General features: G+C 54.5%; 17 protein-coding genes. 2 read left to right on the top strand and 15 right to left on the bottom strand.

All coding sequences use genetic code 11. The features are described 5' to 3' along the window. Position 1 precedes the first annotated feature (1 nt). The 3 genes from mepA to prmB all read right to left on the bottom strand — a co-directional run bounded on the left by mepA (position 2) and on the right by prmB (position 2,962). Positions 2 to 853, bottom strand: a complete 852-nt coding sequence (gene mepA / locus HGO41_RS01585; RefSeq protein WP_013574540.1) for a penicillin-insensitive murein endopeptidase — start codon at positions 851 to 853, stop codon at positions 2 to 4. Positions 854 to 861: 8 nt separating this feature from the next. Continuing rightward, positions 862 to 1,947, bottom strand: coding sequence for a chorismate synthase (gene aroC / locus HGO41_RS01580; protein ID WP_013574539.1), 1,086 nt, complete (start codon positions 1,945 to 1,947; stop codon positions 862 to 864). An 82-nt stretch (positions 1,948 to 2,029) separates the two neighbouring features. Continuing rightward, a complete protein-coding gene (gene prmB, locus HGO41_RS01575; protein WP_013574538.1) occupies positions 2,030 to 2,962 on the bottom strand; it encodes a 50S ribosomal protein L3 N(5)-glutamine methyltransferase in 933 nt (310 codons plus the stop codon). Positions 2,963 to 3,165: 203 nt separating this feature from the next. Between prmB and smrB the strand changes: the two genes are divergently transcribed. Beyond that, positions 3,166 to 3,705, top strand: coding sequence for an endonuclease SmrB (gene smrB / locus HGO41_RS01570; RefSeq protein ID WP_250980706.1), 540 nt, complete (start codon positions 3,166 to 3,168; stop codon positions 3,703 to 3,705). 85 nt (positions 3,706 to 3,790) lie between these two features. Here the strand turns inward: smrB and sixA are convergent, their stop codons facing one another. From sixA to HGO41_RS01550, 4 genes are all read right to left on the bottom strand, one after another. Further along, positions 3,791 to 4,279, bottom strand: a complete 489-nt coding sequence (sixA, locus tag HGO41_RS01565; RefSeq protein WP_013574536.1) for a phosphohistidine phosphatase SixA — start codon at positions 4,277 to 4,279, stop codon at positions 3,791 to 3,793. 421 nt (positions 4,280 to 4,700) lie between these two features. Then, positions 4,701 to 6,902, bottom strand: coding sequence for a fatty acid oxidation complex subunit alpha FadJ (gene fadJ / locus HGO41_RS01560; protein ID WP_250980705.1), 2,202 nt, complete (start codon positions 6,900 to 6,902; stop codon positions 4,701 to 4,703). Then, positions 6,899 to 8,212: an acetyl-CoA C-acyltransferase FadI gene (gene fadI, locus HGO41_RS01555; RefSeq protein ID WP_013574534.1), complete on the bottom strand. Its 1,314-nt coding sequence runs from the start codon at positions 8,210 to 8,212 to the stop codon at positions 6,899 to 6,901. The genes fadJ and fadI overlap by 4 nt, the downstream gene beginning before the upstream one ends. Positions 8,213 to 8,531: 319 nt before the next feature. Then, the gene (locus HGO41_RS01550; RefSeq protein ID WP_013574533.1) at positions 8,532 to 8,864 is read right to left on the bottom strand and encodes a YfcZ/YiiS family protein; all 333 of its coding nucleotides are present in this window, start codon (positions 8,862 to 8,864) and stop codon (positions 8,532 to 8,534) included. A 416-nt stretch (positions 8,865 to 9,280) separates the two neighbouring features. Between HGO41_RS01550 and fadL the strand changes: the two genes are divergently transcribed. Then, complete coding sequence (fadL, locus tag HGO41_RS01545; protein ID WP_013574532.1) at positions 9,281 to 10,558, top strand: long-chain fatty acid transporter FadL; 1,278 nt, start codon at positions 9,281 to 9,283, stop codon at positions 10,556 to 10,558. 67 nt (positions 10,559 to 10,625) lie between these two features. Here fadL and mlaA read toward each other — a convergent pair whose 3' ends face one another. The 8 genes from mlaA to HGO41_RS01505 are packed head-to-tail and all read right to left on the bottom strand — an operon-like array spanning position 10,626 to position 17,124. Continuing rightward, positions 10,626 to 11,393 (bottom strand): phospholipid-binding lipoprotein MlaA, encoded by a 768-nt coding sequence (gene mlaA / locus HGO41_RS01540; RefSeq protein WP_013574531.1) that lies wholly within the window; start codon positions 11,391 to 11,393, stop codon positions 10,626 to 10,628. A gap of 34 nt (positions 11,394 to 11,427) precedes the next feature. Further along, a complete protein-coding gene (gene ccmI, locus HGO41_RS01535) occupies positions 11,428 to 12,642 on the bottom strand; it encodes a c-type cytochrome biogenesis protein CcmI (RefSeq protein WP_112198153.1) in 1,215 nt (404 codons plus the stop codon). Beyond that, positions 12,639 to 13,124, bottom strand: a complete 486-nt coding sequence (locus tag HGO41_RS01530; RefSeq protein WP_013574529.1) for a cytochrome c-type biogenesis protein — start codon at positions 13,122 to 13,124, stop codon at positions 12,639 to 12,641. The genes ccmI and HGO41_RS01530 overlap by 4 nt, the downstream gene beginning before the upstream one ends. Further along, positions 13,121 to 13,672, bottom strand: coding sequence for a DsbE family thiol:disulfide interchange protein (locus HGO41_RS01525; RefSeq protein WP_013574528.1), 552 nt, complete (start codon positions 13,670 to 13,672; stop codon positions 13,121 to 13,123). Before HGO41_RS01525 ends, HGO41_RS01530 begins: the two co-directional genes overlap by 4 nt. Then, on the bottom strand, positions 13,669 to 15,642 hold the full coding sequence (locus tag HGO41_RS01520; RefSeq protein ID WP_126124690.1) for a heme lyase CcmF/NrfE family subunit: 1,974 nt from the start codon (positions 15,640 to 15,642) through the stop codon (positions 13,669 to 13,671). The genes HGO41_RS01525 and HGO41_RS01520 overlap by 4 nt, the downstream gene beginning before the upstream one ends. Beyond that, entirely contained in the window at positions 15,639 to 16,133 is a 495-nt protein-coding gene (gene ccmE, locus HGO41_RS01515) for a cytochrome c maturation protein CcmE (protein ID WP_112151227.1), read from the bottom strand. Before ccmE ends, HGO41_RS01520 begins: the two co-directional genes overlap by 4 nt. After that, on the bottom strand, positions 16,130 to 16,390 hold the full coding sequence (gene ccmD, locus HGO41_RS01510) for a heme exporter protein CcmD (RefSeq protein WP_013574525.1): 261 nt from the start codon (positions 16,388 to 16,390) through the stop codon (positions 16,130 to 16,132). Before ccmD ends, ccmE begins: the two co-directional genes overlap by 4 nt. Then, the gene (locus HGO41_RS01505) at positions 16,387 to 17,124 is read right to left on the bottom strand and encodes a heme ABC transporter permease (protein ID WP_013574524.1); all 738 of its coding nucleotides are present in this window, start codon (positions 17,122 to 17,124) and stop codon (positions 16,387 to 16,389) included. The genes ccmD and HGO41_RS01505 overlap by 4 nt, the downstream gene beginning before the upstream one ends. Between the last annotated feature and the right edge of the window lie 149 nt (positions 17,125 to 17,273).

The raw sequence follows: 17,273 nt of genomic DNA, 5'->3' as shown, positions 1-17,273 counted from the left end.
ATTAAAGAACGTGTTTATCCAGCAGCGCCTGACACGAAGGCGGCAACGGAGGCGGCTCTTTTTTCACAGGGATTCCGCTGCCCGGCTTGGGTGGCAGGAACCAGCTTTGCAGCTCAGCGCCACAGCCATCACCCGGAGGCGGCGGTGCCTGATTTTCACATTCGAGGTTACCGACCGGACAACGCAGACGAACGTGCATGTGCGCGCGATGACCAAACCACGGACGCACCTTATGCAGCCATTCACGATCCGTTCCGGCATCCAGACAAAGCTGTTGTTTGATGGCCGGATTGACGAAGATCCGTACCACGTCTTTATCTTGCGCTGCCATTTTTATCAGCGTTTCGATCCGTGGCTGCCACTGAGCTGGCACAATGGATTTACCGTTGGCGCTGACCAGATCGATAGGCTGCGGCTTGAGCAACATCTGTTCGCTCCAGCGCTGACGCGGCAGTTGCAGCCAGATGTCCACATCCAGCCCGGACTGATGACTGGCGTGACCACTGCTAAAGCGCCCGCCAGCCGGCATCGCCATATCCCCGACCAGCATGGTGCCCAGCCCTTTTTGCTGAGCCTGTGTGCCCAGACGGGTGATGAACGCCAGTAAATCCGGCTGGCCGAAATAGCGACGCTGATCGGTACGCATTACCTGATAGGCCGGAGAGTTCAGCGGCAGCGGCTGTGCGCCAACCTGACAACCATTGGCATAACTGCCAATCGCTTGCGGCGTGCCGGAAATGGGCTGGGTGATTTTCTGCCAGGGCGTTACGGCTATGGCAGGTGCGCAAAGTGCAAGCGCCAGAAAACTGACGCAAACAGCACGAAACGCAGGTAGCGTGCGTAAAGGATTCATCAGATAAATTACCAGCGTGGCACGGTGGAGTGGACGTCGCCGTTCTGAGCACGCTGACGCAGTAAATGATCCATCAGCACAATCGCCATCATTGCTTCGGCAATCGGCACAGCGCGGATACCGACACACGGGTCATGGCGACCTTTGGTAATCATCTCGACCTGCTCGCCTTCGCGGTTAATCGTACGGCCGGGAACGGTAATGCTGGAAGTCGGTTTCAGCGCCAGATGCGCTACGACCGGCTGGCCGCTGCTGATCCCGCCAAGAATGCCGCCAGCGTGGTTGCTTTCGAAACCCTTCGGTGTGATTTCGTCACGATTTTCGCTGCCGCGTTTTGCGACAACCGCAAAACCGTCACCAATTTCAACGCCTTTCACCGCATTAATGCTCATCAGCGCGTGCGCCAGATCGGCATCCAGACGGTCAAACACCGGTTCACCAAGACCGACCGGCACGTGATCCGCCACGACGGTGATTTTGGCACCAATCGAATCGCCTTCTTTTTTCAGCGCGCGCATCAGTTCATCCAGCGCTTCCAGCTTGCTTTCATCCGGGCAGAAGAACGGGTTGGTTTCCACCAGATCCCAGTCTTTCAGTTCGCAGGTGATATCGCCCATTTGCGACATATATCCGCGCACTTTAACACCGAATTTTTCCAGCAGATATTTCTTGGCAACCGCACCTGCGGCCACGCGCATCGCGGTTTCACGGGCAGACGAACGACCGCCGCCACGGTAATCGCGCACGCCGTATTTTTGCTCGTAGGTGTAATCGGCATGTCCCGGACGGAACACGTCTTTGATCGCGCTGTAATCCTGCGAACGCTGATCGGTATTCTGGATAATCAGACCGATGCTGGTGCCGGTGGTCACGCCTTCAAACACGCCAGAAAGAATTTTCACTTCGTCGGCTTCGCGGCGCTGCGTGGTGTAACGCGAGGTGCCCGGACGACGACGGTCGAGATCGTGTTGCAGGTCTGCTTCGGTCAGCGAAATGCCCGGCGGCACGCCGTCAATAATACAGCCCAGTGCCACACCGTGGGATTCGCCAAAAGTAGTGACGCGGAAAAACTGCCCAATACTGTTCCCTGCCATCACGGCTCCTTAACCATTATGTTGATTGTTTTCTGAATGACCGGCACAACACCGGTCATGATTGTCATCGATGACGGGTATATCAGTCGCGGTATGCGCGGAACTCTTCGGCACAATCGACGAGCTGCTGTTTAGTCAGCATAAAGACACCGTCGCCGCCGTTTTCAAATTCCAGCCAGGTGAACGGGATCTGAGGATACTGTTCCATCAGATGCACCATGCTGTTACCCACTTCGCAAATCAGTACGCCGTTATCGGTCAGGTAATCCGGCGCGCAGGCCAGAATGCGGCGGGTCAGTTTCAGACCGTCGCTGCCGGAAGCCAGACCCAGAACCGGCTCGTGGCGGTATTCCTGCGGCAAATCTGACATGTCTTCTTCGTCCACATACGGCGGATTGGTGACAATCAGGTCGTATTGCAGCGGCGGCAATTCGCGGAACAGGTCAGAGCGGATTGGCGTGACCCAGTTCTCGATACCGTGCGTGTCGATATTGCGCTCCGCCACGGCCAGCGCGTCGGCAGAAATGTCGACGGCATCGACTTCGGTTTCAGGGAACGCGTAAGCGCAGGCAATGGCAATGCAGCCGCTGCCGGTACACATATCCAGAATGTGTTGAGGCTGTTCGCTCAGAATGCCGGAAAACCGGTTGCTGATCAGCTCACCAATTGGCGAACGGGGTACCAGTACGCGTTCATCGACATAGAATTCCATGTCACAGAACCAGGCTTTGTTAGTCAGATAGGCAACCGGAACACGCTCATTAACGCGGCGGATGACTCGTTCAACAATGCGGTGGCGCTCACTGGATGTCAGGCGCGCGGTGTGCATATCTTCAGGAATATCCAGCGGCAAAAACACGCTTGGCAAGACCAGTTGCACTGCTTCGTCCCACGGATTATCGGTGCCGTGACCGTAATAGACATTGGCCGCGTTCAGGCGGCTGACGGTCCAGCGCAGCATATCCTGAATGGTATGCAGTTCACTGACAGCTTCGTCGACGAAAATTTTGTCCAATTTTATTCTCCAGGCAGTGCACGGGTTTTTAACAGACGTTTAACCCATTATTTGCCGCATAGTTTGCCACGAAGCCTGCCACAAATCAGCAGCTAGTCAACGCACTTGCGCGATGTCTCGAAGAATTTAACCCTGAGTTTTCTTTAAACCGCAGGGGGACGGAAGGTACACTGTCTGTATTGAACGAAAATGACGATAAAAAAATGAAGAAAAAACACCTGCTCAGCCCCGAGGAAGCGGCGTTATTCCGCGAGGCTGTTCCGGGCATCAAGCGCCTGAAAAACGATACGATTACTCACCGCCCGCTACGGAAAAAGGTATCAGAACTGTCGCCTAAAAAGCTGATTCATGAACAGGTGGACGCGAGTTATTATTTTTCCGATGAATTCCAGCCGATGTTGCAGGAAGAAGGTCCGGTTCGCCATATCAGGCCTGACGTCAGTCATTTCGAATTGAAAAAATTGCGCCGCGGGGATTATTCGCCCGAACTGTTTCTGGATTTACATGGTTTAACACAGAAAGAAGCTAAGCAGGAACTGGGCGCGCTGATCGCCGCCTGCCGCCGCGAGCATGTGCATTGCGCCTGCGTAATGCACGGTCACGGCAAACATATTCTCAAGCAGCAAACTCCGCTGTGGCTGGCACAGCATCCTGATGTCGAAGCCTTCCATCAGGCCCCAAAAGAGTTCGGCGGCAACGCTGCTTTGCTGGTGCTGGTGGAGCTGGACGACAAAATCAGCTAACCGCGAACTCAACACCGATATCCAGAAACGAGAAAGGCACAGCAGAAGCTGTGCCTTTCTTTGTTTAGTTTTCCGTCCCGGAAAACTAAACCTTAGCCATCACCTGGCATGGGCTGAACTGCCAGTCGAAAGTCCCCTGCCCGGTTTCACCGTTCAGTTCAACACTTGCCATCGCGGAAGTGGCGAACATCGGGGGGCAAACACCCGGACACAGCTCTGCCACCAGATAACCGACCAGCGGCAGGTGAGATACCACCAGTACCGCGCTGACGCCGGTCAGCGCCAGATGCTGCAGTTCACTGGCGACCACAGCAGGATCTCCGCCCGGTGTCAGTTCTTTCAGAATATCAATCTCAACGTTTTCAGGCAGCGCCAGACACTGGCGCACTTTTTCAAGCGTCTGCTGCGCACGCAGGTACGGACTGACCAGAACGCGGTCAATTTTGACGCCACGGCCATTCAGCCAGGCAGCCATATGTACTGATTCGTCACATCCGCATTCGCTTAAGGGGCGAACTGAATCGCTTGCAGCTTCGAGAACTGCATCACCGTGACGCATGATTACAACTTGCATATTGCACCGCTTTTGTTAACAAAAATAGCGCCATACAGAAACGCCTTGCGTGCTGTATTACCCATTGCCCAGCATTTCAATCACTGTCTGATTGATGTCTCTCATTACAAGATAGCTGTCAGGCAGTACATCCACTTAACGCGCTGTGCCCACATGCTTTGCATGGTAAGCATCAGCGGTCGGGCATTTTGCCTGAAACTTCACGTAAAGAAAACGCTGTTTTTTACACCAACCCTTACCGCTTGTAAACTATTCAGGCGATTTTTTAACCACTCAGGTTGTAGATCAATCGCTTGGGATTGTTTCTGTACAAAGTCATTCCCACCATAAAAAAGATCCCGCGGGCATTTGTCTGACTGCAAGCATGAAGCATGATCCGTTCCAGATTCTCGCGAAACTCAGCAATAAGCAGTGACCACAATCACACTTTACTGACCTTATCGCCTGTCCCGCTATCTGAACAGAACCGTTCTCCCTGATGCGCCCGACGTAATAGCCCTTCGCATGGGGTGAAGCGCTCACCATACTGATGCGCCAGTCGCTCCAGTGTCTTCACCACACTGGCGATGCCCAACTGGTCCATGTAACGGAACGGTCCCCCAAGGAATGGCGGGAAGCCAATTCCGAACACGGCACCAAGATCGCCATCCCGCGCACTGCGGATCACGTTTTCATCCAGACAACGTACGGCTTCGTTGAGCATCAGCATCACACAACGGTGGGCGATCTCATCTTCTGATTGCTGCACTTTTGGCGTAACATTCAGCAGACGGTAAATCGCCGGATCGACCTGTTTCTTCTTCACCGCCCGCCCTTTCTGCCCGTAAAGGTAGAAACCTTTACCGTTCTTACGCCCTTTTCGGTCGTCTTTCAGCACTGCATCAAAACCGGAGGGTGCGGCAAAACGCTCACCAAAAGCATCCACCAGAATCGGACCAATTTTTGTGCCGACATCAATGCCCACTTCATCCAGCAACTGGATGGGCCCGACCGGGAAACCAAAATTCACCAGCGCTTTGTCGATGTGATCGACCGGTTCACCAGCCAGTAAGCAACGCGCCGCTTCATTGATGTAAGGCGCAAGAATGCGGTTTACGTAGAATCCGGCACTGTCGCCCACCACAATCGCCGTTTTCCCCTGTTTCCTGGCCAGCGAGACCGTTGTCGAAATCGTCTGCGCACTGGTGCCCGCATGCGGGATCACTTCCACCAGCGGCATTTTATCCACCGGGCTGAAATAGTGCAGTCCGATCACCTGTTCCGGCCTGTCAGCCTGCTCTGCAATCTTATGAATGGGCAGAGAAGAGGTGTTTGAGGCAAAAATCGTATGGGGGGCAGCATTTTGCTCGATTTCTGCCACCATGGCTTGCTTGAGCAATAAATCCTCAAACACCGCTTCCACCACGATATCAATCTGCGCAAAACCGCTGTAATCCGTGGTGCCGGAAATCAGCATCATCTGCCGTTGCTGTTCGTTGCGGGTCAACCTGCGGCCTCGCACCTTTTTCTCCAGCAAATCCCAGCTGTATTTCAGGGCATGACGGATGCCTTCGTGATTAATGTCTTTAATACGCACCGGCAGACCGGCTTTGGTGGCAGTCACATTCGCGATACCGCCGCCCATCAGGCCACCACCGAGAATACCTGCACGGCGAACCGGCAAGGGTTCGGCATCGCCGCCCTTTTCTTTTTTCAGCGCGGTGGAGGCGAAAAACAGGCCGCGCAATGCCGCAGATTCCGGGGTCATCACCAGCTCGCCAAAAGCTTTAGCTTCCGCCTGATAGCCGCTACCACTGCCCTGATCCAGCCCGGTTTTCACCACATTTATGATTTTTTCGGTGGCAGGATAATTGCCGTGCGTTTTTGCCCGCGTCTGTTTGCGCACAAAATGGAACAGCAAACTTTTGCCCAACGGGCCACCGGCCAGACGCGCCTGCCACGGCAATGGCGGACGTGATTTACGTCCTTTTGCCACACGTTCCAGCGCCGTTTGCAGCAAAATAGAATACGGTACTGCGTCATCCACCAGCCCCATTCTCAGCGCCTGCTTCGCGCGAACACTGCGACCGGTTAACATCAACTCCAGCGCTTTAGGCGCGCCGATAAGCCGCGGAAGCCGCTGCGTACCCCCGGAACCCGGCAGTAAACCCAGTTGTACTTCCGGCAGGCCGAGTTGCGTTTTTTCATCCAGCGAACACACGCGGGCATGGCACGCCAGCGCCAGTTCCAGACCACCTCCGAGACAGCTACCATGAATGGCCGCCACCACCGGCACGGAAAAGGACGCAATCTGCGACATCACCGTCTGGCCCTTTTGCGCCAGTTCACTGGCTTCGGCAGCGGTCCGGCAACCGGAAATCATCGTGATATCCGCACCGGCAATGAACGAGTCCGGTTTGCCGGAAATCAGCACCAGACCTTTCAGATTGGGATACTGCTGCGCTTTTTGCAAAATGGCACAGATTTGCTGAGCAAATTCAGCCCTTAAGGTATTCACTTTTTCACCGGGAACATCGATGGTGATAATCCCCACGTGTTCAGCAGTAAACATCAGCGAAAAAGCAGAAGCCGGTTCGGCAGCTTCCGTATCTGCCGGATTCAGATTTTCCATATTATCTCTCATTGCGCGGCCTCCAGAATCATTGCCGCACCCAGGCCGCCCGCTGCGCAAGCCGTCGTCAGCCCGTAACGGCCTCCCCGACGGCGTAATTCGTGCAGCGTTTGCGTAATCATGCGTGCGCCGGTGGCCGCAAAAGGATGTCCGTAGGCCAGTGAACCGCCCAGAACATTGAATTTATCCCAGTCTATTTCGCCAACTGCCTGACTGCGCCCGAGTTTTTCGCGGGCGAATTCATCACTGGCTAACATTTTGATATTCGCCAGCGTCTGCGCGGCAAACGCTTCGTGCATATCGATAAGATCCAAATCACCCAGCGTCAGCCCTGCGCGGTCCAGCGCCAGCGGCGTGGCATAAGCAGGCCCGAGAAGCATATCTTCCCAGACGTCGATGGCAGCAAATGCGAAACTTTTCAGGTAGCCGAGAGGTTCAAGGCCCAGTTCACGCGCACGGGATTCGCTCATCATTAATACCGCCGCCGCACCGTCAGTCAGCGGCGTGCTGGTGGCAGCGGTAACAGTGCCGTGTTTGCGGTCAAACGCCGGACGTAATTTGGCGTACTGGCTGATTTCAGAATTCAGGCGGATGTTGTTGTCTTTTTGCAGCACTTCGCGGTAAGGCGGAATCTGCGCTGCCATCACCTGCGAGCTTAAATAACCCTGCTCCCACGCCTGTGCAGCCAGCGTATGGGAACGGTGCGCCAGCTCATCCTGCTGCGCACGGCTGATATTGTGGCTTTTCGCCATCTGCTCAGCGGTATCCCCCATGCGCAGACCGGTAGAATATTCGGCTACTGCCGGCGGCACCGGCAATAAATCACGCAGTTTCAGTTTGCTGAAAATGGAAAGGCGCTGCGACAGAGTGCGCGCTTTATTAACATCCACCAGGGCGCGGGCGAGACGTTTGCTGACGCCAATCGGCAGTACTGAAGAAGAATCCGCTCCGCCTGCGATCCCGACCTGCACCATGCCGCTCATAATGCTTTCGGCCACGTTGGCGACCGCCTGAAAACTGGTGGCGCAGGCACGTGAAACGCTGTACGCATCGGTCGACACATTCATGCCGGTGCCGAGCACAATTTCGCGGGCGATATTCGGCGCTTCCGGCATCTGGACTACCTGGCCGAAAACCAGCTGGTCGATGTGCTTCGGGTCTATCCCACTTTTTGCCAGCAGCTCACTGACCACAATTTTGCCGAGATCGACAGCAGGAATGCCGTGATAAGCGGTGGCCTGTTTGGCAAACGGCGTGCGCAAGCCGTCGACAATCGCAATGCGATCACCCTCACGCGTCACCAGTGGAATAACGTTATTCATACGAGCTCCTGAGAAAAATAGGGTCCTAAGAGGTCAGACCTGATAACTCAGTTTTAACTATGTATTTACATTTGGCAAAGTGAAAGGCAATGAAGTGCGAGCAACAGCAAATTTTTCTGAAATAAGAATGAGAAGAAAGGCGGCAGGCAGAAATAGCAGACAAAAAAATACCGCTTATTTAAGCGGTATTACAACTTCCCCTAAATAATTTGAGTCGCAGGAAGGCGGCAATCGAAGTAATCCCGATGAGCTGACATAAGTCAGTGATTCGGGTTACTGAGTGCAGCCAACGCATCTGCGGCTCAAAGTATGACGGGGATTAACGCAGCCCGAGCTGGAAGATCATCGTTTCAGCCTGACAGCTGAAAGTAAAATCGATATTCAGTTCAACACCGCCTGCCACTTTTTCGATACGGCTGGTGATTTCGCACGGCTCAGATTCTACGCCGCGGGCACGTTCGGTCAGGGCTTGCAGGGTTTCTTTCGCCTGGGCTTCGGTTTCGAAAACGCGGCTGTAAGAAGCAGTGCAATCAGTGTTGTCCATGATGGTACCCACATCTACACAACAGCAGGCTGCGGTTTCTTCCGCACCACATTTGTTGATGGAATGCAGAGGTTGAGTGGATTTAGAGGACATGGTTACGTCAGACATAATTTCTCCCCGGCACCAACGGCAACATCCACCGTCTGGCCTGTTTGCGAATAAAGTTTTATTTCCAGCCTGTATTTTACGCCACCTCTCTGACAACACACTAGCACTTACTTATTATGTGCCTTTCAGGTGATCCAGATCACGTATATGTAAGTAATCGATGATTACAGCGTTATTGTTCTCACTTTAACGTTTCTTAATTGAACTTTTATTGTTTGTTTTTTGTTAAGCAGATCCAATTTCTTGCATCAAATAAGAAATATCAACGAAACATTATTGCAACTTCACCACAGGTCAGACCTATACTTCGCTCACTGGTCTGATTTGTCAGACTGATAACGGACCCTACAATCCCGCGCTCATTGTTACTCCATGTAACATTGTTTGATAAAAAACATAAAATTGAGGTTTTGGTCATGAACCAGAAAAACCTGTTTAAAAGATCAGCTCTGGCAGCTGCAGTGGCAATTGTTTCCTCCAACGTATATGCAGCAGGTTTTCAGTTAAATGAATATACCGCTGCGGGTTTAGGTCGCTCTTTCTCGGGTGAAGGTGCCATCGCTGACACCGCGGCATCCGGGAGCCGTAACCCGGCAACCATGACCATGTTTGATCGTCCTTCCTTCTCCGCGGGCGCGATTTATATCGACCCGGATGTCAAAGTGACGGGCAACTCGCCGGTTACAGGTCAGAGCACTGATGCGGATAACATTGCACCGAATCAGTGGGTACCGAACCTGCACTTTATTATGCCGCTCAATGATCAATGGGCCGTCGGTGCATCGGCTACGTCAAACTACGGTCTGGCGACAGAATTCAGCGATAATTATCCGGCAGGCCCGATCGGCGGCGAAACTGACCTCACTACCGTCAACACTAACTTAAGCGTTGCTTACCGTTTGAACCAGCATTTCAGCTTCGGCCTGGGCTTTGATGCCGTTTACGCGAAAGCTAAATTCCGTCGTACCGCCGGTGAACTGGTGCCAATTCAAACCGGTGGCCGGCTGCCTGCGGATACGGAAGCCGCCAAGCTGAAAGGCAATGAGTGGGGCTACGGCTGGAACGCCGGTATCCTGTATGAAGTGGATGATAATAACCGCTACGGCTTCACCTACCGTTCTGAAGTCAAAATTGACTTCGATGGCGAATACCGCAACGGCATTCCAAAAGCCTTAGGCGGGACTGGCGGTCAAACTGTTCCGGGTTCCCTGACCCTGAACCTGCCAGAAATGTGGGAAGTGTCCGGTTATAACCGTGTGGCACCAAAATGGGCGATTCACTATAGCCTGGCTTACACCAGCTGGAGCCAGTTCCAGGAGCTGAAAGCCACCGGTTCTAACGGCCAGACGCTGTTCCAGAAAGATGAAGGCTTTCATGATGCTTACCGCATCGCGTTGGGTACCACCTACTACTACGACGATAACTGGACGTTCCGTACCGGTATCGCCTTTGATGACAGCCCGGTTCCGGCAGATAACCGCACCATTTCTATCCCGGATCAGGATCGCTTCTGGATTTCAGCCGGTACCACTTACGCCTTCAATAAAGACGCATCTGTGGACGTCGGTGTCTCCTATATGCATGGCCAGACGGTGAACATCAGTGAGAAAGTCGCTGATGGTGTACCGAATTACGAATACCAGGCCAAAGGGACCGCCATGCTGTACGGCGCGAACTTTAACTACAGCTTCTGATGAACTGAGTGATACGCCTGATATAAAAAAAGCGCCAGAAGGCGCTTTTTTTGTGTGTCCGGAACGGTTATTCCGAGTCGATATCTTTCAGGTCGCCCTGAATCAGTGCGGCGTTCGGGTTTTCCTGCGGCATCAGCTGACCGCCTCTTGCCAGAAAATCATGACGCTGGAAGTAAGCCTCACGTATAAACAGATACGGATCAGAAGAGTTACGGATCAGGCCATCAGAATCGAGCAGTTCTGCACGGGTTTCCACCCCTTCCAGTACCCATTTACCGGCTGACATCCAGAATGTCAGATAGCTGAGCATCGGATACAAATCATCAACCAGATCACCACCTTCATCACGAATTGTCGCGCTGCCGTAACCTGGCAGAACCACATACGGGCCGTAACCCACGCCGTAATGGCCAAGCGTGCTGCCAAAGCCCTGCGCCTCTTCACGCGCCAGTTTCGGGTTCGCCATCCCGGCGACGTCGATCAGTCCCCCCATCCCTAAAATGGTGTTCAGGAAGAAGCGGTTAAAGTGGATCGCTGCACGGTACGGATCGCCTTTCAGCAAGGAGTTAACCATGCTGGCCGGTTCATCCAGGTTGCTCAGGAAGTTGCTGGTACCGTTACGCGCCGGTTGCGGCACGTAATCACGCCACGCCACCGCGACAGGGCGCACAAGATACGGATCCATATAGTTATAGTTGAAGTCGAACATCACCCGGTTGAAACCTTCGAGCGGATCAGAACGTCCCTGCTGTTCGCTGTCCGATGATCCGGATGTGCCGGCACAACCGACCAGTAAAACTGTCGCAAACGCCAGCCCAGTCAGGCGTAAGTTCATGGATATCTCCCTGTTTTTGATCGTCGGTTCCTGATTAAGGAACCTGCTGATTAATCTCAATGCTGACCTGACCGTTGCCGGAAAAATCAGTCAGCGGACTGTCGCCGTACCAGTCACCTGAGGCTGGCGTTGCCAGACCATTTTGTGAAATACGAACGCGTACTTTTAATTGATGCAGCGAAGAAAGCAAGCGTTCCGGCATCATTGCGTTGCTGTCATCGACAGTGATCGCCAGCGGGAAGCGACTCAGCGGCAGCTTTTTCACCGCAACCGGCACCGGACTGCTGCCATCTGTCACCGAAATAAAGACCGTGCCATTCTGCGGAAGTTTCACCTGAGCCTCAGCAGAAAGCGTGACATTGACCGCCAGTTTAACCTGATCCAGCCCCGCTTTTTGTTTTGCCTGCGCAATGCTGGCGTTGACCATTTCCAGGCGTTTGTCACCGGCTGGCAGGATTTTCTGCATAACTTCCCACGCGCCAATGGCTTGCGGGTAGTGTCCCTGTTCATATTCATTATAGGCCAGCAGACTTAATACACGCAGATCACCCTGAGATTTTTCCAGCATACTGCGCAAAAGGTTGCCGCCGGTAAGGTTATCCTGCGGATCGGACGAACGGGTTAACACTTCGGCATAACCGAGTTTGACTGACATATCATCCGGCGCGAGCTGATAAGCGTGGGCATAAGCCTGCGTGGCGGTGGCGGCATTATTGAGCGCCATCCCTACACGGCCAAGCATCACCCAGTCCTGGATATTATGCGGATTTGCCTGCAAATCGGTACGCAATCCGAGCCCTAAATCCTGCACGTCGGTGGCGGTCAGCGGCGCGCCGTGGTCATCAGCAATGCGATGGCGTAAATCGGGCATACGCTGCATGACCTGATTCCACGCACTCACCTGCCCCAGACCACCGGCGTAGAGATACAAACCGAGCGTGATCATCACCAGCAAAATAGCACCGGGCACCAGCGTCCAGCGACCAATCGGCTGAATGGCGGCGGACACCTGACCCGCCGGAATATCAGTCAGTAAGTTTTCCTGCAATTCCTGAATATGCGCCGGACGTTCGTCCACCACGCCCTGCGCTTCGTCTTCTTCCAGCTCAGTCAAACGGTGATGATAAAACGCTTTATTCAGCGCATCGCGGGAAGTGTGTTCCGCGCGGTCGCCACGGATAACCGGCACGATAAACAGCGCCAGTGCAATAACCAGCATCACTACAATGCACAGCCAAAAAATGCTCATGATCCTTTCCTGTCGCTGTCTTTAAGTAACTGCGCCAGGCGCTGTCTCTCTTGTTCTGACATTGATGTGGCCGTGTTTTCAGTGCGCGCAGCACCCCGGCGGGAACGCATAAAAATCATGCCTGCGCCGATAACAATGACCAGCACCGGCCCGAGCCACAAAATAAAGGTAGAGGGCGTGACCGGCGGTTCGTAAGTCACGAAATTGCCATAACGCGCCACCATATACGCGACGATTTGCTGTCTGTCCTGCCCTTCATTAAGCAACTGAAACACCTTGGTACGCATATCGGCGGCGATAATCGAATCCGACGCGGCAATATTGGTGTTCTGACATTTCGGGCAACGCAACTGCGCCGTGATGTCCCGGTAAGCCTGTTCCTGTTCCGGCGATTTGAACTGATACGTGTCGATGGAGGCGAACGCGCTGACACTCAGCAGCATGCCCAGCAACAACGCAGGCAGCGATGAAATCAGTCTCATACATTGCCTCCGTATTTTTTGTACAGCGGCAGAACTTCGGTCTGCCAGACTTTTTCATTTAAGTCACCGGCATGGCGATAGCGGATAATGCCCTGTCCGTCGATCAGGAAGGTTTCCGGCGCGCCATAAACCCCCAGATCTAACCCCAGCATGCCGTCGCCGTCGTAAAGACTCAGCATGTAAGGATTGCCCAGCGTGTTCAGCCAGTTGACCGCTTTCTGCCGGTCGTCTTTGTAGTTCAGGCCGACCACACGGACACCTTTCGCCGCCAGCGTATTGAGATAATCATGTTCGGCGCGGCAGGTCGGACACCACGTCGCCCAGACGTTGAGCAGCATCGGTTTGCCATCGCGCAGCACCGACTGATCGTAGGTTTTGCCCGCCTGCGCCAGCGATTCCAGTTTGAACACCGGCACCGGTTTGCCAATCAGGGCTGATTCCAGCAGCGTCGGATCATCGCCGTTGGCATTGCGGGTCAGTTGCACCAGAAAAGCCGCGGCCAGCGCCAGGAACAAAATCAGCGGAATAAAGAGAAGTTTACGGTTCATGCTTCTTCAGCCTCCGTCAGACCTTGCTTCTTAAGCTTTTTACTCATGCGATAACGCGGGTCGAGAATACACAGCACGCCACCGGCCGCCATAAACAGGCCACCGAGCCAGATCCAGCGGACAAAAGGTTTGTAGTACAAACGCACCGCCCACGAGCCATCGTCCATCTCTTCGCCGAGCGCCGCATACAGGTCACGCGCCAGATTGCCGTCGATAGCCGCTTCGGTCATCATGCTGCGCGCCACGCTGTAGAAGCGTTTTTCGGCGTGCAGCGTGGTGACTTGCTTGCCGTTCTGCGTCACATCAATATTCGCCTCACCGCCGGTATAGTTCGGGCCGGTGATGTCGCGAACGTCGCGGAAGATAAAGTGATAATCATGAATATCCACGGTATCGCCGGACTTCATGCGCACATCACGTTCAACGCTATAATTCTGGCTAAACGCGATGCCGATCACCGTCACCGCCACGCCGAGATGGCCGAGCACCATGCCCCAGTGACTGCGGGAAAGTTTGGTCAGACCGCGCCAGAATGAGTGACGATGGGTGGCGCGTTCGTGCAGTTCCATCAGCGTCAGTACAATCACCCACACCGACATCAGCATCCCCACCACGGTCATACCGACGATTTTATCCTGCAACAACCACGGCAGAAGAATCGACAAGACCAGCGTGACGACCAGCGCCACGCCCAGACGACGCCACAGTTTGCTGGGCTCATCACGACGCCAGCGCACCAGTGGTCCGATGCCTAACAACAGCGCCAGCGGCGCCATCAGCCAGGTAAACATCGTATTAAAGAAGGGTTCACCGATAGAAATACTGCCCAGCCCGAGCTGTTTGTGGATAAGCGGCAGCAGCGTACCGAGCAGCACCACCAGCATCGCCGCTACCAGCAATACGTTATTGCCCAGCAAATAACTTTCGCGGGAATGCAGTTCGTGACGGCTCGGAGCACGCACCGAGTTACCTTTAAAGGCGTACAGCAGCAGCGAACCGCCGATCACAATGACCAGATACGCGAGAATAAACATGCCGCGTGCCGGATCTGAGGCAAACGAGTGAACCGAAACCAGCACGCCGGAGCGCACCAGGAAAGTCCCGAGCAGACACAGCGAGAACGCAGTGATGGCCAGCAGCACCGTCCAGGCTTTGAACGTCCCGCGTTTTTCGGTGACGGCGAGCGAGTGGATCAGCGCCGTACCCGCCAGCCACGGCATAAAGGAGGCGTTTTCAACCGGATCCCAGAACCACCAGCCGCCCCAGCCTAATTCGTAATACGCCCACGCCGATCCGAGCACGATACCGATGGTCAGAAACACCCAGGCGGCTTGTGTCCACGGACGCGACCAGCGCGCCCACGCGGTATCCAGACGCCCTGCCATCAGCGAAGCAATCGCGAAAGCAAAGGCCACAGAGAAACCGACATACCCCATGTACAGCAATGGCGGATGGAATATCAGGCCGATGTCCTGTAACACCGGATTCAGGTCGCTGCCGTCCACCGGGAAATTCGGCAACGAGCGGATGAACGGGTTGGATGTCAGCAGAATAAACAGCAGGAAACCGCCGGTGATCATGCCCATCACCGCCAGCACGCGCGACACCGCATCCTGCGGCATACGGCGGCTAAACAGCGCCACGGCAAGCGTCCAGCAACTGAGTAATAACACCCACAGCAGCAGCGAACCTTCGTGCGCTCCCCACGTCGCCGCCACGCGGTAATACACCGGCAGGTGGGTGTTGGAATTATTAGCAACATAGGCGACGGTGAAATCATTCACCACAAACGCATGCACCAGAATAATGAACGCCAGCGCGATGCAGACAAACATGCCGTAAGACAACGGGCGCGCCATCGCCATCATCCGGCCATCCTGACGTGCGGCGCCCCACTGCGGATAAATACTCAGCAATACCGCCAGCCCTAATGCCAGACAGAGTGCAAATGTTCCCAGTTCCGGCATCATGAGCGGTCGTTTCCTTTATCGTTACCCACGTAGGCCGAAGCCGGTCCTGTGTGGTTTTCTTTCATGGCGTCGGCAACTTCCGGCGGCACATATTTTTCGTCGTGTTTTGCCAGAACCTGAATGGCATTCACCACATTTCCCGGTTCCATCACACCCTGCGCCACCACGCCCTGTCCTTCACGGAACAGGTCGGGAAGGATGCCGTTGTAGGTCACGGCAATCGCGCCACGCGCATCATAAATTTTAAAGCTCACCTGCAAACTTTTCGGGTCACGTTTCACGGAGCCGGGCATCACCATGCCGCCGATACGCAGGCGCTGGCCCACCGTCGGCATTTCGTGGTCCTCGCCTTTGCCCTGCAGGATTTCACCGGGTGTATAAAACAAATCAATGTTGGAGCGCAGCGCGTACATCACCAGTGAAATGCTCAGACCAAGACCGATCAGCACCACCAGCGCCAGCGACAGCCGCTTTTTACGACGTGGATTCACAATAACTTCTCCGGGGAAGTGTCCGGTTCCAGCGGTGACGTCTGTGCGCCTGGCTGTTTTTTAGACTGAGACTGACTGATGCGTTTTTCGCGTGCCTGACGACGACGGACGTCGCCGAGGATTTGCCGGTGCTGAATCAGGGTATGCGCCACCAGCACAACCAGCGAGAGCAGCGTGGCAGCGACCGACAGCCAGACATAAAAGGCGTAGCCGCCCATCGCAAAGAAATCATGCCAGCTTGAGAATGCAGGACTCATCCGCGACGCTCCTTATTCACAAGACCGGCCACCCACGGACGCAGACGTTCCTGCACCAAAATCAGGTTTCGTAACCGCATCAGCGTCAGGGTAATAAAGAAGAACAGGTAACCGAAAATCGCCCAGCGCAGCGGATAACGCATGCTCGGGTCGATGGTCTGCTGCATATTGGTGGAACCCTGATGCAGCGTATTCCACCACTGCACGGAGTAATGGATGATAGGAATATTCACCACGCCGACCAGCACCAGAATACCGGCGGCACGCCCGGCCAGACGGCGGTCATCAAAGGCGTTATACAGCGCTATCACACCGAGATACAGAAACAGTAACACCAGTTCGGAGGTCAGACGCGCATCCCACACCCACCAGGTGCCCCACATCGGTTTGCCCCATGCCGAGCCGGTGACCAGCGCGATAAAGGTGAAAACAGCGCCAACCGGTGCCATTGCCGCTACCGCCAGATCGGACATTTTCATCTGCCACACCAGGCCGATAAACGCGGCGATCGCCATCCCGCTGTAAATCCCCATCGACCAGATGGCCGCCGGGACATGAATATACATAATCCGGTAACTGTTACCTTGCTGGTAATCCGGCGGCGCATAGCCAAAACCCCATACCCAGCCAATCAGCAGGCAGGCAAGCCCCACAATCCCGAGCCAGGGAATGAACCGGCCACAGACGTGGTAAAGCCGTTCAGGCCTGGCGAGTTGATGTAACCATTTCCACATTGTTATCGTTGCTCACTCTAAAATGTCACTGTGTGATATGCCGTGAAACCTCGGTGGGTTCTTGCGCGGTCAGTGTTAAATCACCCGCACTTATTATTGGCAGCTCTATTGTTCACTATAGAGAAGTGTGATGTTAGTCAAAGGTTGCG

Source organism: Rahnella sp. CG8, assembly GCF_023701875.1.
Taxonomy (GTDB): domain Bacteria; phylum Pseudomonadota; class Gammaproteobacteria; order Enterobacterales; family Enterobacteriaceae; genus Rahnella; species Rahnella aceris.
The sequence above is the reverse complement of the archived record's forward strand: the minus strand, read 5'-3'. Positions and strand labels throughout refer to the sequence as shown.